At 69.6% G+C, this 16851-nt stretch carries 14 protein-coding genes and 3 pseudogenes; 9 read left to right on the forward strand and 8 right to left on the reverse strand.

The features are described 5' to 3' along the window. Window positions 1-484: 484 nt before the first annotated feature. Window positions 485-1204, reverse strand: a complete 720-nt coding sequence (locus ACIQUT_RS32530) for a DUF4241 domain-containing protein (protein WP_403568272.1) — start codon at window positions 1202-1204, stop codon at window positions 485-487. Window positions 1205-1354: 150 nt separating this feature from the next. On the opposite strand from ACIQUT_RS32530, the pseudogene ACIQUT_RS32535 reads away from it, so the two are divergent. After that, a pseudogene (locus ACIQUT_RS32535) lies at window positions 1355-1435 on the forward strand (IS5/IS1182 family transposase); the annotation flags it as partial. 473 nt (window positions 1436-1908) lie between these two features. Here ACIQUT_RS32535 and ACIQUT_RS32540 read toward each other — a convergent pair. The 3 genes from ACIQUT_RS32540 to ACIQUT_RS32550 all read right to left on the reverse strand — a co-directional run bounded on the left by ACIQUT_RS32540 (window position 1909) and on the right by ACIQUT_RS32550 (window position 3157). Next, window positions 1909-2103 (reverse strand): hypothetical protein, encoded by a 195-nt coding sequence (locus ACIQUT_RS32540; protein ID WP_403568273.1) that lies wholly within the window; start codon window positions 2101-2103, stop codon window positions 1909-1911. Window positions 2104-2205: 102 nt separating this feature from the next. Beyond that, the gene (locus ACIQUT_RS32545; RefSeq protein ID WP_403568275.1) at window positions 2206-2592 is read right to left on the reverse strand and encodes a hypothetical protein; all 387 of its coding nucleotides are present in this window, start codon (window positions 2590-2592) and stop codon (window positions 2206-2208) included. A gap of 223 nt (window positions 2593-2815) precedes the next feature. Beyond that, entirely contained in the window at window positions 2816-3157 is a 342-nt protein-coding gene (locus ACIQUT_RS32550; RefSeq protein ID WP_403568277.1) for a hypothetical protein, read from the reverse strand. Between the two features lie 273 nt (window positions 3158-3430). Between ACIQUT_RS32550 and ACIQUT_RS32555 the strand changes: the two genes are divergently transcribed. After that, a complete protein-coding gene (locus ACIQUT_RS32555) occupies window positions 3431-3850 on the forward strand; it encodes a hypothetical protein (protein ID WP_403568279.1) in 420 nt (139 codons plus the stop codon). A gap of 68 nt (window positions 3851-3918) precedes the next feature. Further along, window positions 3919-4104 carry a hypothetical protein gene (locus tag ACIQUT_RS32560; protein ID WP_403568280.1) on the forward strand — a complete coding sequence of 62 codons (186 nt, stop codon included), beginning with the start codon at window positions 3919-3921 and terminating at the stop codon, window positions 4102-4104. An 802-nt stretch (window positions 4105-4906) separates the two neighbouring features. Here the strand turns inward: ACIQUT_RS32560 and ACIQUT_RS32565 are convergent. Beyond that, complete coding sequence (locus ACIQUT_RS32565) at window positions 4907-5374, reverse strand: hypothetical protein (protein WP_403568282.1); 468 nt, start codon at window positions 5372-5374, stop codon at window positions 4907-4909. A 329-nt stretch (window positions 5375-5703) separates the two neighbouring features. Continuing rightward, the gene (locus ACIQUT_RS32570) at window positions 5704-6858 is read right to left on the reverse strand and encodes an epoxide hydrolase family protein (protein ID WP_403568284.1); all 1155 of its coding nucleotides are present in this window, start codon (window positions 6856-6858) and stop codon (window positions 5704-5706) included. Between the two features lie 63 nt (window positions 6859-6921). Between ACIQUT_RS32570 and ACIQUT_RS32575 the strand changes: the two genes are divergently transcribed. Continuing rightward, on the forward strand, window positions 6922-7950 hold the full coding sequence (locus tag ACIQUT_RS32575) for a helix-turn-helix transcriptional regulator (protein WP_403568286.1): 1029 nt from the start codon (window positions 6922-6924) through the stop codon (window positions 7948-7950). A 666-nt stretch (window positions 7951-8616) separates the two neighbouring features. Here ACIQUT_RS32575 and ACIQUT_RS32580 read toward each other — a convergent pair. After that, a complete protein-coding gene (locus tag ACIQUT_RS32580; RefSeq protein ID WP_403568288.1) occupies window positions 8617-8820 on the reverse strand; it encodes a hypothetical protein in 204 nt (67 codons plus the stop codon). A gap of 821 nt (window positions 8821-9641) precedes the next feature. Here ACIQUT_RS32580 and ACIQUT_RS32585 point away from each other — a divergent pair. The 5 genes and pseudogenes from ACIQUT_RS32585 to ACIQUT_RS32605 all read left to right on the forward strand — a co-directional run bounded on the left by ACIQUT_RS32585 (window position 9642) and on the right by ACIQUT_RS32605 (window position 13584). Next, window positions 9642-10854, forward strand: a pseudogene (locus ACIQUT_RS32585) (IS3 family transposase). Window positions 10855-11191: 337 nt separating this feature from the next. Beyond that, window positions 11192-12045, forward strand: a pseudogene (locus tag ACIQUT_RS32590) (IS5 family transposase). Next, complete coding sequence (locus ACIQUT_RS32595) at window positions 12042-12452, forward strand: hypothetical protein (RefSeq protein ID WP_403568290.1); 411 nt, start codon at window positions 12042-12044, stop codon at window positions 12450-12452. Before ACIQUT_RS32590 ends, ACIQUT_RS32595 begins: the two are co-directional and overlap by 4 nt. An 82-nt stretch (window positions 12453-12534) precedes the next feature. Next, window positions 12535-13086, forward strand: coding sequence for a GNAT family N-acetyltransferase (locus ACIQUT_RS32600; protein ID WP_403568292.1), 552 nt, complete (start codon window positions 12535-12537; stop codon window positions 13084-13086). A 189-nt stretch (window positions 13087-13275) separates the two neighbouring features. Beyond that, a complete protein-coding gene (locus ACIQUT_RS32605; RefSeq protein WP_403568377.1) occupies window positions 13276-13584 on the forward strand; it encodes a DUF664 domain-containing protein in 309 nt (102 codons plus the stop codon). Window positions 13585-13598: 14 nt separating this feature from the next. Here ACIQUT_RS32605 and ACIQUT_RS32610 read toward each other — a convergent pair whose 3' ends face one another. Then, window positions 13599-13802 (reverse strand): hypothetical protein, encoded by a 204-nt coding sequence (locus ACIQUT_RS32610; RefSeq protein WP_403568294.1) that lies wholly within the window; start codon window positions 13800-13802, stop codon window positions 13599-13601. Window positions 13803-16851: the final 3049 nt, after the last annotated feature.

Below are 16851 nucleotides of genomic sequence, written 5' to 3' on the forward strand. Positions count from 1 at the left end.
CAACGGCCGGCTCACCCGCACGGCACCGAACACCTACAAGATCACGCTCCCCGATGCCTTGACACCGCCAACGAGCCCTTAACTTCGTGGCATTGATCGATCATCTGCCGGTGACAATAGCCCTCCGGCTGTCCGCCCTTCCCGTTCATCCACGCGGGCACGGGCAGCTCATCGCGCACCGCCGTCCACTCCTCATCCGTTATGTCGGAGGGATAGGCGGGGGCACGCTCTGCATGGCCGCTCGCGTTCCCGTACTGATGTGCGAAACAATTACACGACCGGGCACCCGAGTTGGACCCCGCGGGCGTCGGCACGGAAGACTGCGACAACAGGGCCTCCTGTTGCTCAGATGGATTCGACACCCACGAGCTGTGCAGGAGGCTCTGCCTTCACGCCCGTGCCACCCGAAGACCACCCGACCGGGAACCCTCGTTCGACCGTCAAGCGAACCTCTCGGCGCGGCAACGGCTACTAAACGCCAAGCTCAGGCCAGGGGGGTCGTGGCCATTTGGCCTGGCACGATGATCGAGGCCACGGTGCCCGTCCGAGTACGCCCGATCCAGACCGGGGCCCCTCCTTCGGGGACGTCGAACGCGATGAGGTCGGCCTTGAACCCCTCGTTGCTGCTCTTCTCGAACCAGCCGTCGCAAAGGCTCTCAGTGTCTCGGTCCGGGGCGGGTGTCGTTCCCCACGAGGCTGTGGCACGTCGGAAGTGGTGGAATGGCGCTGTCAGCGCTTCCCAAGCCTCGGCGTCGGCAATGGCTCCCGTGGCATCGCTGTCAGAGTGGAACCCAGCTGCCGCGACGTCCGCATCCCCGATGTCGTCGTTCACCCCTACACCCGCCTCCCAGACGACCACCGGGTCGTCACTGACGCGCAAGCGGGTGGCGGCACATTCCCGTCCGTCGAAGTACTCGCCGCCATGCTCGTACGGCGCCTCCGTCCAAGCAGCCTCGACGCGGTAGGTACCCGGGGAGATGCGGGCCACAATCTCGCGCCCTTGGTCCTCGGACCACGGAGAGTCGACTATCAACCGACCGCTGGGGACACGGATCGTGGTGACTTCCTCCACCTCGACGACCTCGACAGCGGTCAGCGGGTCGTCGGCACGCACCCCAAGGCGCGTGCCAGGCAAGAAGACCGACTCCAGAAACTCCGCAACCTCCGGCCCCGCCATCAGCCGTGCATTCCCCACCCACGCCATCGCGCACCCCTGCGTCTCCATCAACAACCGGCGTGGCCGACCATACGTGGTGCCACTGACACCCGACCGGGAACCCTCGTTCGACCGCCAAGCGAACCTCCCGGTACAACAACGGCTACTAACTGCTGGTCACAGGTGAGATGATCTGGTGTGGCTGGTGTGATCACGGCGTCGGAGCCATCCTGGATTGCCCTATTCGCTGGGCTGACCCCGCGCTGTTTCGGCGGGCTGCCCGGCCCGGACCCCGTCCAGTACCTGCCGGTAGAGCCCGTCGTGGTGGTGGAGATCGAGGTCGACCAGGAGCGGCTGAAGTTCGGCCGCTACCGACGCCGACCGCGTGTCCGGCGCATCCCGGGAGAGCTGACGCCGGACCTGCTGGACCAGCAGGTGTAGGCAGCCCAAGCCGGAGACGATCAGGGCCCCGCCGCCGAAAGGGGTGGGGCCCTGCGTAGTGCGGCTCCGGGACTCGAAAACCGGCCCCCGATCCCATCGTCCTCCACCCGGAGGCACCCGTTCAGTTCGCGCAGGACTTGGAGCTGGTGGTGCGGCCCTGGGTGGTCGAAGCCCCTCGTCGTCGGGCGGATAGACGATCACGCGGTGCACGGCCATGCCACCAGGTTCACGGCCGTGCCCCGTCGTCGCATCCGGGCAGCAGCCGGACGGACGGGTCAGGCTCCCGCTACTGACCGTTTCCCGGAGCCCCGTTACAGGTCTGACTCTGTGGGCGAGGCCTCGGTCTTGAAGCGGTACAGCCAGTTCAGCAGCCGGAAGCCGCGCTCACTCTGTTCAGCGGTTCCGTACAGCGCCGCCGAGGCACCCGCCAGGAGGAGCACCACATAGGTGCTGAGCAGGACTGCCTGCGGGATGTTGGGTGTCTGGGACTGGCCTGAGGTGTCCATCGATGTCCTTCGTGTTGGGTGACGCAGTGATCAGCGGCCTGGGAGCCGCTCGGGCAGGCTGTGCGGGTGGCCGGCGGAACGCACATTCGGCGGCCGTCAGCCCTACTGGCGGTAGTGCTCGAACACCCGGTCCTTTTCCGCGTTCCACGTCCAGTTCGGCAGATCATCCCGCCGAAACGGCGCCTCCTTGGCGAACACCTCGAACTGCCCGGAGGGCCGCTTGCTGCGGTCGTTCACCACGATGGCGGTCAGCATCACGGGGACACCCCTGTCTGCCTCTGCCAGGCAGGCCTCCTTGAGGAGAGCTCCCATCAGCGTGCCGCGGGGCGGAACTGAATAGCCTGACTCCTTCATGAGCGCGCTCAACCTGCCGTAGGTGTTGGTTTTCCCTTCGGCAGCCCAGCCCCTGATGATCTCGACCATCACGTCGCGGGCCGCGCGCCGGGCATCAGAGTCTGCGGTCAGCCGCGGGAACTTCGTCTCTGTCATCCTCGTATGGCAGCACGGCGCGTGGAGGTCGGAGCAGGGTTTCCGACAACTGTGGCAGTAGCGAGACCGCGCGGTAAGCACGCCCCGAAACATCAGATATGTCCTGCTAGTGGTGCATTCCTACTCCGGGTTTTGTTGGTAGTCACCGTTCGCGGGTATGGGGCGGGGCCGGACCGGTCGCACCGGTCCGGCCCCGTTCACAGGCCGTGTTTCGCGGTGGGTGCTATCGACGCCGGTACAGGGAGAGCGGCTCGGCCGCGTACGTGCCGTCCGGCAGTTCGTCGTTGGTCAGCTCGAACCGCTCCCGGCCGGCGGGACCGGTCCAGGAGACGACGGTCCCGGCCGGCCTGCTGCTGGGCAGGTGGACGGGCTGGCCGACGACCGCCCGGGCGCCGAGGAGGGTGTAGAGGCGGACGCCGGCCGCGGACGTCGGCGCCGCGGCCGGGCCGCCCCCGGCGCTCCGGCCCATCCGCCGGCGCAGGTGGCGTCCCAGGATGCCGAGCACCAGGAGGGTGAGCCCGGCGAGCACGTCCGCCGCCCAGTTGCTGAAAATGCCGTTCAACATCGTCTGTCTGTCCCTCTTCTACGTGCGGATATCGAGGCGGAGCGCAGCGAAGGCCCGGAGGGCTGATCACCGGACGGCACAGTGCGGGACCGCGGGCCAAGGCCCGCAAGTCCGGTGTGCACGGCGCCGTCCGTGCTCCACCCCTTCGCGGGGGAACTCCCGCTCCTGACAGCAGGCAGCGGCGCAGCAATGTAGAGGGGTTTCCCTTCTGGTTCTTGTTAAGTTGCCTTATCAAGAACCAGCAGACCGGCGCCGGATGACGGGGAGACAGGCATGGGACACGCAGTCGAGAAACGAACCGGAAGCCCCGCCGCCGTCTTCGGCCCCGCCGCTGCCTGCGCGGGCGAGGCGGCCGTCCCCGCCGCCCGGCAGCAGCTGTCCGAGGCCGCGCTCGCCGCCATGGCCAAGGGCGTCCCCGCCGCCACCGCCCGCGGCTACCGCGGCGACTGGGCCAGGTTCGAACAGTGGGCCCTGGCCGCCGGCCTGGTCCCGCTGCCCGCCAGCGCCGAGACCCTCACCGAGTACGCCACCTGGTGCACCCAGACCCGGCGCCCGCGCACCGGCCGCCCCTACAAGCCGGCCTCCATCGACCGCGCCCTGGCCGCCACGCCGTCGCCCACCAGGCCGCCGGCCTACCCCAGCCCTCCCAGACCGGCGCCCGCCTGGTACTGCGCGGCTACCAGGCCGAACTGAAGAAGACCAAGGACCCCCGCGGCAAGATCCGCAAGGCCGCGGCCGCGACCCCGCGCGTGCTCCGGCAGATGATCGCCGCCACCGACACCACCACCCTGATCGGCGCCCGCGACGCCGCCGCCCTCACCACCGGGTTCGCCCTCGCCGCCCGCAGCTCCGAGGCCGCCCTGCTCGACTGGGAGGACGTCGCCGAAGCCGACGACGACCACGGCTTGCTCAGCAAAGATCACCGCACTAACCAAGCTGCCGCCTGACATCGAGGCCGCGGTACGTCCCTCTACGGACTAAAGACCGTTTCCGCCTCTGCCGATGGCTGAAGGACGGAACGCCAATGAGGGCCCTTCAGATGACCGAGACAGGCTGAGAGCGCTGACACGCCAGCGGCAGCAGGCGGAGCGCGCTCCGCATCGGTACCGGGCCAGACTTGTTGGACCCAATAGGGTCAACCGGTCAGAGCCCGGACCCGGTTCCGGGGCTGCGTCGGGTGGATGTATAACCGGGCTCGGGACGCGGGGCGGGCCGTTGCTGGGGTGTTTCCTCGGTGGCCCGCTCGGCGGCGGTACGCCCGCTGACCGCACGCTCTTTCTGGACGTCGTCGTGGGGGACGGGTCCGTGCCCGAGAGGGCGGCGCAGGATGCTCACCAGCGCAGTCTCGCAGCAGCGGAGCAGCCGCCCTCCAGTGCCCCGCGCCTTCAGGCGAGAGCTGGCCTTGGGGACGGATGTGCGGCCGTTACTGTAAACGACAAGCTCAGGGGGCTTGCCCGGGGCGGAAGCGGGAGCGCCAGGTGCGGGCCTTCTCGGCGGTCGCTGCGGCCTCCTGCTCCAGGCGGCCGCGCTCGGCCTGGTCCGCGGCCGCGACGGTCTTGGCCTCGCACGGATCGCACAGCCTCGGGTGCCACCGGTGCCCCGGCTCCCGGGACAGCTGGGTGTTCTCCCATCGGTCGTTGTCGAACTTCGTGCCGCAGCCGGCGCAGGCAGGGCGGGCGGCCTCGCGCTCGGCCTTCCTCTTCTCGGCCGCGCGGCGCAGCTGCTCCTGGTACTCCGCCTGTTGCGCCTTTATTTATCCGCTCTGCCCGGCGGGCGAGGACGGCGTCCCGGCGGGGGCTGCCGATCGCGTCGCGCAGGGGCTGCATGTCTGTTCGGACCGTGCTCGCGCAGGTTGCGCAGGCCGGTCGCGATGATCGGGATCTTCCGGTCGTAGCTGCTGAACCCGTCGGCCTGCTCACCCGCCCACAGCGGCCGGGTCAGCTCCTGCAGCCGCGGGACGGTGCGGTTGGGATCGCGGACGCCGATGTGGTTGAAGACGATCAGGACCGGCGGGTGAGGGGCCTCACCGCGCTCCGCAACGCGGGCCATCCAGCGGGTGCGCCACATGGGCTTGTCCTTGCCGTCGGTGTCCTTGATCTGCCGCTTGAAGAACCTGGAGTACTTCAGCAGCTTTGCCGCGATCTCCTCGGCGGTCTCGTGGCAGTTGTCGACCTCGATGAACAACAGCGGGATCCCGTCCTGCGGGGCGGTGAGCACGATGTCGGCCTGGGCGCCGCCCTTGCCCGGCGCACCCCATGTGCCGGTGGCGGGCAGCGGGACCTCCGTCGTGTACGACGCGGTCGTGCCAATACCGGCCGGGCCGTCAACGACGGCCTGCGCAGGAGCCTTCGCCCCGGCCGGCTCCGCGGTGAGCAGGCGCAGGTCGGGCTCTGATGCAACGGGTGTGGTGCACGGTGCCTATTGCTGCGGGCCAGGCCGCTGCGGCCCAGGAGCCCGCTGACCATGCCCATCCCGGTCGTTCGCTGAGCCTGAGCACCGAATGCTGCCGCGGCACCGACTTGATCGAGGTCGGCGCCGCGGTGGTTTCAGCGCAGCTTGCGGAAGAACTCCCGGACGTCGCCGACGAGCAGGTCGGGGGCCTCCATGGCAGCGAAGTGGCCGCCGCGGTCGAACTCGGACCAGTGCACGACGGTGTGTTCGAGCTCGACAGTGCGCCGGATCGACACGTCCATGGGGAACACCGCGACCCCGGTCGGCACCGTGGAACGCTCACTGGCGCCCCAGGCTCCGGCATGCGCGGTCTCGTAGTAGCTGTTGGCCGAGGACCCGGCGGTGCCGGTCAGCCAGTACAGCATCACGTTGGTGAGCAACAGATCCCGGTCCACCGCGTCCTCGGGCAGTTCGGCGGCGGGATCGGTCCACTCCTTGAACTTCTCCACGATCCAGGCCAACTGCCCGACCGGGGAGTCGTGCAGGCCGTGCGCGAGGGTCTGCGGCCGGGAGATCTGGATCATCGCGTAGCCGGACTGCTCAGTCTCCAGGTACTGCAGGTTCTGCAGCCGCGCCCGCTCGGCCTCGGTCAGCTCTCCCACCTCGTCCGGGTTGACCTCTGTGAACGCGGAGAGCCCGTTCGCATGCACGCCGACGACCTTGTCGGGGTTGAGCCGGCCGAGTCCCGGGGAGATGACCGCGCCGGTGTCGCCGCCCTGCGCGCCGTAGCGGTCGTAGCCAAGCCGGTTCATCAGCTCGGCAAACGCCCTGGTCACCCGGTTGGTGTCCCAACCGGCCTCGCAGGTCGGCCCGGAGAACCCGCTGCCGGGGATCGACGGGATCACCAGGTGGAACGCGTCCGCCGGGTCGCCGCCATGTGCCCTGGGGTCGGTCAGCGGGCCGATGACGTTCAGGAACTCCACGATCGAGCCGGGCCAGCCGTGGATCAGGATCAGCGGCAGCGCGTCCGGCTCGGGCGAGCGCACGTGCAGGAAGTGGATGTTCTGCCCGTCGATCTCGGTGGTGAACTGCGGGTAGGAGTTCAGCTCCCGCTCGTAGACGCGCCAGTCATAGCCATCGCGCCAGTACTCGGCCAGCCCCTTGAGGTAGCTCACCGGTACCCCGCGGCTCCAGCCGGCATCGGGCAGGTCCGCGGCCCACCGGGTCCTGGCGAGCCGGTCCCTCAGGTCGTCCAGGTCAGCCTGGGGAATGTCGATGGTGAAAGGCCGGATCTCGCTGTTGTTGTCCATGCCGACAACCCTAGGAGCCAGTTAGGACAGATCCGGTCCTAGGTCGATGGCAGACTTCACACCATGTGGGAAACCTCGACACGGCTACTGCGACTGCTCTCGCTCCTGCAGACCCGACGCGACTGGTCAGGCGGCGAACTGGCCGAGCGACTGGAGATCACTGTGCGCACCGTGCGCCGCGATATCGACCGGCTGCGCGACCTCGGCTACCCCGTGCTGGCCACCGCGGGCACCGCTGGCTACCGGCTGGGTGCCGGCGCGGACCTGCCGCCGCTGCTGCTCGACGACGACGAAGCCGTCGCGGTCGCGATGGGCCTGCGCACGGCCGCCGGCGGTTCGATCACCGGCATCGAGGAGACCTCGGTGCGGGCCCTGGCCAAGCTCGAACAGGTACTGCCGTCCCGGCTGAGCCACCGGATCAACGCCCTACAGTCGGTGACGGTGCCGATGGCCAACACCGGCCCCACCGTCGACCCAAGCACCCTCACCGCCATCGCCGCCGCCTGCCGCGACTCGCTGCGCCTGCGCTTCGACTACCGCACCCACGACGGAACCACCAGCATCCGCACGACCGAGCCCCACCGCCTGGTGCACGCCGGCCGGCGCTGGTACCTCATCGGCTGGGACACCGACCGCGAGGACTGGCGCACCTACCGCGTGGACCGCCTCGCCCCGCGCACACCCACCGGCCCCCGGTTCACCCCGCGCACCCCGCCAGACCCCGATCTCAGCGGCTACACCTCACGGGCGATCTCCACGTCGGCCTACCGCTACCAGGCCCGGTTCACCCTGTACGTCAGCGCCGAGACCGCGGCCGAGCGGATTTCCCCCACCACCGCAGCGCTGGAACCGATCGACGAGCACAGCTGCACCCTGCGGGCCGGATCCAACTCGCTGGACGAGCTGGCCATCTACGTGACAACCAAAGGCTTCGACTTCCAAGTGCACGAACCCCCAGAACTTGTCGAGCACATCAAGACGCTGGCGGCCCGGCTCACCAGCGCGACGGATCAGCACCACGGTCGGGTCGAGACAGCAGAGAGGGGTGGCCACGAGCAGGCCGGCGCACAGTACAGGCGGCGCACTCGATGACCGGCTTCGGCCCGGACTTCAGCCTCACGACGAACAGCCCCAGTTCCTCGGCGGCCACCGACCAGTCCCGGCCCGTCCGTATGCACCACCGCAAGTACAACGCGATGTGCCCGGCATATGTACGGGTCGTCAGCTCGGCATGGTCCCGGCCGGACCGTACGTGCCGCAGGAACGCGTCCGCCTCTGGGACCACGGCCAAGTCGTCGTCCACCACGGTCCAGTACCGGACACCGGACGGAAGTTGAACGGGAAACGCCCTCAACGGGTCTCCGCCGATCTCATGTGCAACGTGCCGCAACATGCACGACAGCCCCAGAGATGCTAGAGAAAACCCCAGGTCAAACAACTACTGCGACGTCACGCCACCTCAGAGAAGCCCGGGAGAACAACCACCAGAAGGCAGGCTTCGCGTTGCTCGTGGGCGACGCGGTCGCGGACTACGTCGCGTAGGACTGGGAGCTGAATCCGCGGACCACGAGCACGGGGATGCCCGCGAACTCGAGCCAGCCGGTCAGCTGCTGCCGGAGGGTGTCCTTCTCCGAGCCACGTACAGGGCCTGCTTCTGGCCCGCGGAGCGGTCCAGGCGAAACCCGTGGGGCATCTCCCGCACGAAGGCGTCCGCGCTCGGCCAGGCCGGTGGAACGTGGACTTCGCGGACGGTGTCGATCAGGTCGGGGAAGCAGCCCTCGCCCGGGCCTGAGCCAGCTGCGCAGACAGCCGGCGGTACATCGGCGGCGTGTGCGGCAGGACGCCCTCGGCGGCGAGGCGGTACATCACCTGTCGCAGCGTGACCTTCAGCGGCGCGTACCCGTCCACGATCTGCCGCGCGCGCTCCACGACGAGGGGCCTCCGGATCCGTTCACGAGCCATACCGGTACATGTACCCCTGCGGCGCCGCCGCCCCCGGACACAGACCAGACCTCTTCCCCCGGCTATCGCGTGGGTAAAGGGGGCTTGCCCACGGCCTCTGACCTGCACGAATGGAAGATCACCAGCTTCGGGGGGGTCCCACCTCCGGTCACATCTGCGGTCCCCCGCCTAGTGCAACCGTGCAGACAACTCTCCAGCCCCTCCCGGTGCAACCCGTGCAGGACCGTGCCCGCTCCAGGCTTGCCCGCTGTGCCTCGCAGCGATAGCTGTCACCTCGCGACCCAAACCGTCACCGCGCGCCCATTCGACAAGATCGAGGTCCGGTTGTTCGGTGTCATCCATAGCAGCCACCGAAGGTTGCATCGTCCGGAAGACTCAGCGAGCCGACAAAGGAGACAGCATGATCGCGAGGGTGACCGTTTGGGAACCGATGCCACCGGACGACCGTGACTGGGTGTTGGAGGCCGCCGCCACCGCACCCGGTATCCACGGTGTGTATCACCTCATCGATCCCGCGACCGGCAATGGACTGTCTATCGCCTTCCTTGAGGACGAAGCCGCAGCTCAAAGGCGATCGAGAAGCGTGCCGAGGAGATCGGCTGGAAAAACACCCCGCATCCGGGACCGTCTTCCCAGACGATCTACAACGTCATCCGGCACGCGTAGCTCGGCACCGAACCGTGTGCCGTCGAGGTTCTGCCGAAGATGCGACAACTCCGCTGCGACGCCGAGCTTGTGACAACAAGCTCGCACATTGAAGCTGATCCTTTGGAGTGGACACCCTGACAACGGATCTTGATGGTCCAGGGAGGGATGTCCAGGTGGGACGGAAGTCTCCGTATCCGGAGGAGGTCAGGAAGGACGCGGTAGCGCTCTACCGCGCCGCGACTGGGAAGCGGACGTACGCGGCGGTGGCCGCGGATCTCGGCATCACCGCGGAGTCGCTTCGGACGTGGGTGCGCAAGGACGAGGCCCGGGCCCTGCCCGAGGGCCGCGACAGCAGCGTGAACGCGGACGAGAAGCTGGCCCGGCTGCGGCTGGAGAACGCTCGGCTGCTCAAGGCCGAGCAGGAGTGGCGGCTGGAGCGCGAGATCCTGCGCCGGGCAGCCGCCTATTTCGCCCGGGAGGTGAAGTGAGATCCCGCCGCTGGGCCTTCATCTCCGAGAACCGCGCCGACTTCGGCGTCAAGCGGATCTGCCGTGTGCTCGGAGCATCCCGCGCCGGCTACCACCGACACCTGGCCACCGAGCAGGCCCGCGCTGAGCGCCAGGCCGAGGAGAAGCGGACCGTGAGCGAGATCCGCGCCATCCACGCCGAGCACCGGGGAGCCTACGGCGCCCCGCGCGTCCACGCTGAACTGCGCGCGAGAGGCCGCAGGATCAACCGCAAGCGCGTCACCCGGCTGATGCGGACCAACCACATCGTCGGCCGAGACACCTGCGGAAGAAGAAGCGGACGACGATCGCGGACAGGACCGCGCCGCCCGTGCCGGACCTGGTGATGCGCGACTTCACCACCGACACACTGAACCCCAAGTGGTGCGGCGACATCACCTACATAGCTGTCGGTGCGACGTGGCACTACCTCGCCACGGTGATCGACATCTGCTCGAGGAAGATCGTGGGCTGGTCCATCGCCGACCACATGCGCACCTCACTGGTCGCCGACGCGCTCGAGATGGCCGTGGCCGCCCGCGGCGGCCGGGTCCACGGCGTTGTTTTCCACACCGACAGGGGCGCCCAGTACAGTGCGGCAGCCTTCGCCGACATCTGCCGCCGGCACGGCATCCGCCGCAGCATGGGACGGGTCGGCTCGAGCTACGACAAGGCCCTCGCCGAGTCGTTCTTCCAGAGCCTCAAGCGCGAATTGCTCCACGAACGCCTCTGGACCTCGAAGGCGCAGACGAGGCTCGAGCTGTTCCGCTGGCTGTCGTACTACAACCAGCGCCGTCGCCACTCAGCACTCGGCTACCTCGCACCAGCCGAGTTCGAACGACAACTGATCACGACACGTACGCTGTCACTCGTCGCATGAAACCCGGTGTCCACTCCCAGGGATCAACCTCAACTGGGCCGCTGGCCACGGCCGCGGACACCTCAATTGCGCTGGCTCGCGCCGCGACATCAGGGTCACGGTCGAGTGCGGTGGCGGCGTCGCGAAGCGCAGTGCCATCGGCTACGAGTACGCCAAGGCCGAATGCCCCCGGGGTCTCGGCGCGACTGATCTGAGCGGACGGGTTCGTCTAGCTTGTTCTTTAGACATCATCTCAGTGGACTTTAAGTCCGATCTTCCTCGGTTCGTGATCGCTTGATCGTGGTACTGATCGTCACACGGGGCGCCTGCTAGGCATGTCCATGTTGAGATGCGGGGCGTGAAGCGAGAGCCGTACCCGAGCGACTTAGCGGACGAGCAATGGGCGTTGATCGAGCCGATGATCACGGCCTGGAAGCAGGAGAGGGTGGCGCGGTCAGCGACCGGAGATCCCGGGTCCTGCGATCTGCGGGAGGTAGTGAACGCGATCTTCTATCAGAACCGGACGGGCTGCCAGTGGCGCTATCTGCCCCATGACTTCCCGGCCTGGTCGGCGGTGTTCTACTACTTCGGCCTGTGGCGCGAGGACGGGCTCGACCAGCGGATCCAGGAGCTCCTGCGTTGCCAGGTGCGGGAGAGAGCCCGGCGATTAGAGGACCCGTCCCTGGTGATCATCGACACCCAGTCCGTCCGCGCGGCCGCGGGTGTCCCGAAGACCACGACGGGACTGGACGCCAACAAGAAGGTGTCGGGGCGCAAGCGGGGACTGGCCGTCGACGTTCTGGGGCTGATCATCGGCGTCGTGGTGCTGGCCGCCTCCGCCCATGACAACGCCACCGGCACCGCCCTGCTCGATCAGGCGGCCGAGCGGTGCGGGATGCGTCTGGAGAAGGCCCTGGTGGACCAGGGCTTCAAGGACGAGGTTCTCATCCACGGCGCCCTGCTGGACATCGACGTCGAGGTCGTCCGCCGCAACCCCGCAGACCAGGGCAAAGGCTTCGTCCCGCAACCGAAGAGGTGGATCGTGGAGCAGGTCAACGGCACGTTGATGCTGCACCGCCGCCTCGCCCGCGAGTACGACCACCGCCCCGACACCTCCGCTCGCGCGTCTACCGGGCTTCCATCGCGAACATGGCCCGCCGCCTCACCACACCCGCCCCCACCTGGCGCGACACCCTCGGGCTGGCCGCGTGAACATCAGCGAGCTCCTGGCAGACCTCCAGGACCAGCACGACGAAACCACGGCCCGGTCCGGTGAACTACGCGACCAGATCGACCACTTGACTGCCGCCCTGGCCGAGACCGAAGCACGACTCGCAGACCTGGCCACCACCCGAAAGATCATCGCCGAACGCATCCCGCCCGGGACCGAGCACGATCCGCCCGAGACGAACACCGCCTACCAGGCCATCGTGAACGCCTTCAACCGGCACGCCGGCCGGGCATTCCGAGCCCGCGAGCTGCACGAACTCCTCGGTATGCCCACCGACGAGGCGACCGTCAACGTCACCCGCAGCCGCCTCGGACGCCTCGTCCGACAAGGCTTCCTTACCCAACCCGGACGAGGCCGCTACCAGAAACGGACGCAACACCCCCTATAGCGCGGCAAGCCCCCGCCGCCGTCCGTAGCGGGTGAGCGTGCGAAGATCCAACGGTCGGATAAGCGCACCTTGAAGGATGGCTATGTTCGCGATTTCCCTGGGGGACGGGGCCGAGCTGCGGCCTTTGGAGCCGTGGCGGGCCGAGGAGTTCCTCGCGCACATGGAGCGGGGCCGTGACTTCATCGGTGCGCACATGGAACTGCCCGACCTCGCCGCAGACCTGGACTCCGCCCGCAGCTATCTCCAGCTTTACGCCGACAAGGCAGCCTCCGACACCGGCCGACTGTACGGAATCTGGCTCGACGGCACCCTCGTGGGTGGCATCTCCTTCCCGAAATTCGACGCCGCCGCCGGCACCTGCGAGGCAGGCTGCTGGCTGGAGCCTGCCGCCACAGGCCGGGGCCTGGTCGGACGAGCCGCACGGCTAATCATCGACTGGGCATTCAACGAACGCGGCATCCACCGCGTGCAGTGGCTGGTGTCGCCGAACAACACGCCCAGCATCAACGTGGCCAAGCGACTCGGCATGACCCGTGAGGGCGTCCTGCGCGAAACCTACCTCTACCGCGAGGTCCGCCACGACGCCGAGGTCTGGTCGGTGCTGGCGCCACAGTGGCAAGCCTTGGGTAGCTGAGCAGTCCTTTGACTTGCCGTTTCTCCACGTTCACAGCTGTCGATCCGTCGGGGCCGCAGGAAAGGCAGGGTGCCGCGTAAGCGACTCGGCCCTGGCCATGAAGCTAATTCCACGGTGAACGTCACCCGCTCCCGACTCGGTCTCGACGACGGCCAAGTTCAGCCGCCGCCGACACTCGGCAGCCAAGGCATCCTCACCCAGCCCGGAAAGCCTCTACAGGAAACGGACTTAACGCCCTCTGAGGAACGACGAGAGGTGACCCTGCACCATGTAGTGGTCCGCGTGATCGCTGAAACCCACCGGCACGCTGGCCACGCCGATATCGTCCGCGAGCTCATCGACGGTTCTGCCGGGGAGTTGAAGGGCAAGGACAGCATGCCACCGGGTGATGAGGCGTGGTGGCAGGACTACCGGCGCCGATTGGAGCGGGTGGCGCAGGAGGCCGGCACCGGCTGCCCCCTTCAGGGGCGGCGAATGCTCCGGCCACTTTTGGACTGAGAATGGGCACGTCATCATGTCTCGCCCGGGATGATCGGCATGCGCAGGGTGATCGGGGTGCGGTTGCGGTTGCGGTTCCGGGTGAGTCGGTCGAGGGAGGCGAGTTTGTTGCGGGCGGCTTCGAGGCTGGCCTGGAGTCCGTGGACCTCGCCGAGCCAACCGTTGACGCGAGCCTCCTCGATGCAGGGCGTACTGCGCCCCATCGGCAGTGGCTCCACCTCCGCCTCCACCCTCGTGACCGCGGGATGGCGCGGCTTCGTCCGGACCGGCCGCAGCACCCTCCTCCGCCGGCGCGGACATCGGGCACGGGGGCGAGCGAGCGACTGCATCCTTCGGATGACTTCCGCCCGTCTGTCTCCGTCCCGCGCACGACGGGCGGTGGGCGCCGGCCTGTGGCCCGGGCGGGCCGCGTCGGGAATCATCGGGCCGGGACGCATCGGGGTGATCGTCGGGTCGTACGTTCTGGGGGAGGCGCGGTGCCAGGAGGAGCCGGGGGGAGTCCGGGAGCGGGCGGCGGGGGGCCGGGGCCCCGGACCCACCAGAGCGTCCGGGCGGAGGGCGGCTTCGCCTACGGCGTCGTCGGCGCCGACATCCACGTCTTCGGCGACGGTACGCCCCTGTACGTGCTGGAGAACTGGCGGCCGGCGTCCCCGCCGGATCCGGACTGGCTGCGCGAACTGCCCAGCCGCATGCTCAACGCCCGCCACGCCGTCGTCGACTTCACCGGCCGCGCGGACGAACTCGCCGCCCTGCACCGGTGGCGCGACGCGGGCCCCCGCCTGGCAGCCCGCTGGCTGCACGGGCCAGGCGGCCAGGGCAAGACCCGGCTGGCCGACCACTTCGCGGGTCTGTCGACCGCCGCCGGGTGGAAGGTCGTCGCCGCCACCCACGGCCCCGGAACCGTGCTGCCCCCGCCCGGCAGCCAGGACCTGCGCCCCGACGGCGCCCACGGGATCCTGCTCCTCGTCGACTACGCCGACCGCTGGCCCCTGACCCACCTGACCTGGCTGCTCAGCAACGCGCTGTTCCACCACGGCGGCTTGCCCACCCGGATCCTCTTCCTCGCCCGTACCGCGGACCCCTGGCCGGCAGTCCGCGCCGCCCTGGCCAACCACCAGGCGGGCACCTCGGCCGCCCTCCTCGAACCGCTTCCGGCCGCGGAGCCCGAGTCCGGCCGGGCGGCACCGCCGCCGGCGGACCCCTGTACGCCCCGTACGGCGATGTTCGACACCGCCCGGGACGCCTTCGCCGCCCGCTACGGCCTCCGCCCGGCGGTGGCGGCGCGCATCGCCCCGCCCGGCCCGCTGGACCACCCCGACTTCGGGCTCGTCCTCGCCGTGCACATGGCCGCGCTGGTCGCCGTCGACGCCGACGCCACCGGCGCCCGGCCGCCCGCCGAGACGGCCGGGCTCACGGTCTACCTGCTGGACCGCGAACACCTCCACTGGGCCCTCCTGTACGGCGACGGAACGCACAAACCGGCCCCGGCCGGGAGCACGTACCGCACCCCGCCGCCCGCGATGCACCGCGCCGTCTTCGCCGCCGCCGTCACCGGCCCGCTCGCGCCCGCCGCCGGCGCCGCCCTCCTCGGCTCCTTACGGGTGCCCGGACCCGACACCGGGCGGATCCTCGCGGACCACGCCGTCTGCTACCCGGCCGCCGACCCCGCCCGAGCCACCGTCCTGGAGCCGCTCTACCCCGACCGGCTGGCCGAGGACTTCCTGGCCCTCACCCTGCCCGGGCACCCGGCCGACTACCCCGCCCAGGAATGGGCGGGCCACGCCGCGGGCACCCTCCTCACCCGGTCCCCGGACCGGTCCGCCCCCGCCTGGACGCCCCGAGCCGTCACCTTCCTCGCCGCCGCCGCCCGGCGCTGGCCCCACCTCTACCCGCTGCTCGGCCGCGACCCCGGGCTCGCCCTGGCGGCCGGCAGCGCCGCCCTGACGGCCCTCGCCGAACTCGACGACATCGACCCGCACCTGCTCCAGGCCGTCCACAACCTCTTCCCCTGGCCGGACCGCCACGTGGACCTCGACCCCGGCATCGCGGCCGTGACCGCCCGCCTCGCCGGGTACTGGTTCGCCGAGACCGACGGACCGGCCGACCACGCCCGGCACTGCATGGTGCTCGGCCTGCGGCTGTCCCACGCCGGGCGCTATGAGCAGGCCGTACGGGAGTACGAGTACGCGGTGGCCTTCTACCGCCGCATGGAGGCGCGGGAGCCCGGCCGCCACCAGCGCGAACTCGCCACCGCCCTGGTCTGGCTGGGCAGTGCGCTCGGCCAGTCCGGCCGCCTGTGGGAGGCCCTATCGGCCTCGGAGCAGTCGGTGGACCTGCTGCGGGAGCTGGCTGCCTCGGACCCGGCGGTCCGAGCCGCCCTGGTAGGTGGCCTGCTGGATCTCAGCACGCAGCTGGCCGCCGTGGGACGACGGGCCGATGCCCTCGCCGCGTCGGAGGAGGCCGCCGGCCTCCGGAGGCTGCTGGCGGACGGCGAAGCCGAGTACCTCCTTCCGCACTTCATGCAGCACCGCGGCGCCACCTTCCTCGACGAGGGACTGTTCACCCGCTCGCTGGAGTCGGCGGAGCAGGCCGTCGAGCTCCGCCGCCGACAAGCCGAGGCCAACCCCTCCGCCCGCACCCTCGAACTGGCGGAGGCCCTGGTCAACCTCGGCAACAGCTGTGCGGCGGTGGGACGCCGCGAGGCGGCTCTGGAGGCGACAGGCGAGGCGGTGGCCGTGCTCCGGCCGCTGGCCGAGGCGAACCCCGCCGCCCACGGGCCCAAACTCGCCAACGCCCTGAACAGCCTCGCCGACGATCTCTACCGCCTCCAGCGCCCGGCGGAGGCGGTGGAAGCCGCGGAGGAGGCCGTCGCGCTCAACCGCCGGCTCCACGCCGCCAATCCGGCCGCCTACGCGCCGGCGCTCGCGACGACGCTGAACAGCCTCGGCTGGTTGAGGAGGATAGCGCGCCGCACCGCCGGGGCCGTGGAGGCCGCGGAGGAGGCCGTAGCGCTCCGCCGCACCCTGTACGCGCGGAACCCGGCTGCCCACAAAGCGGATCTGGCCCGGACGCTGCAGAACCTGGCCCTCGTGCTGGGGATGTCGGGACCGGAACGGCGGGAAGAGGCCCTGACCGTGATGGCGGAGGCGGTGGAACTGGCCCGCGAACTGGCGCACGAGGTTCCCTCGGCCCACACCCGGCTGTTCGCCCGAATGCTGAACGACCACGGTCTGCAGCTCGTGATGGCGCAGCGGCAGGAGGCGGCCG

Source organism: Streptomyces sp. NPDC090445 (genome assembly GCF_044769385.1).
Taxonomy (GTDB): domain Bacteria; phylum Actinomycetota; class Actinomycetes; order Streptomycetales; family Streptomycetaceae; genus Streptomyces.

Bases quoted from the DNA above. Each gene is read 5' to 3' on its own strand.
- ACIQUT_RS32545 (WP_403568275.1), bottom strand. From the start codon at position 2,592: ATGACAGAGACGAAGTTCCCGCGGCTGACCGCAGACTCTGATGCCCGG.
- ACIQUT_RS32555 (WP_403568279.1), top strand. From the start codon at position 3,431: ATGGGACACGCAGTCGAGAAACGAACCGGAAGCCCCGCCGCCGTCTTC.
- ACIQUT_RS32560 (WP_403568280.1), top strand. From the start codon at position 3,919: ATGATCGCCGCCACCGACACCACCACCCTGATCGGCGCCCGCGACGCC.
- ACIQUT_RS32580 (WP_403568288.1), bottom strand. From the start codon at position 8,820: ATGGCTCGTGAACGGATCCGGAGGCCCCTCGTCGTGGAGCGCGCGCGG.
- ACIQUT_RS32575 (WP_403568286.1), top strand. From the start codon at position 6,922: ATGTGGGAAACCTCGACACGGCTACTGCGACTGCTCTCGCTCCTGCAG.
- ACIQUT_RS32570 (WP_403568284.1), bottom strand. From the start codon at position 6,858: ATGGACAACAACAGCGAGATCCGGCCTTTCACCATCGACATTCCCCAG.
- ACIQUT_RS32600 (WP_403568292.1), top strand. From the start codon at position 12,535: ATGTTCGCGATTTCCCTGGGGGACGGGGCCGAGCTGCGGCCTTTGGAG.
- ACIQUT_RS32550 (WP_403568277.1), bottom strand. From the start codon at position 3,157: ATGTTGAACGGCATTTTCAGCAACTGGGCGGCGGACGTGCTCGCCGGG.
- ACIQUT_RS32530 (WP_403568272.1), bottom strand. From the start codon at position 1,204: ATGGCGTGGGTGGGGAATGCACGGCTGATGGCGGGGCCGGAGGTTGCG.
- ACIQUT_RS32540 (WP_403568273.1), bottom strand. From the start codon at position 2,103: ATGGACACCTCAGGCCAGTCCCAGACACCCAACATCCCGCAGGCAGTC.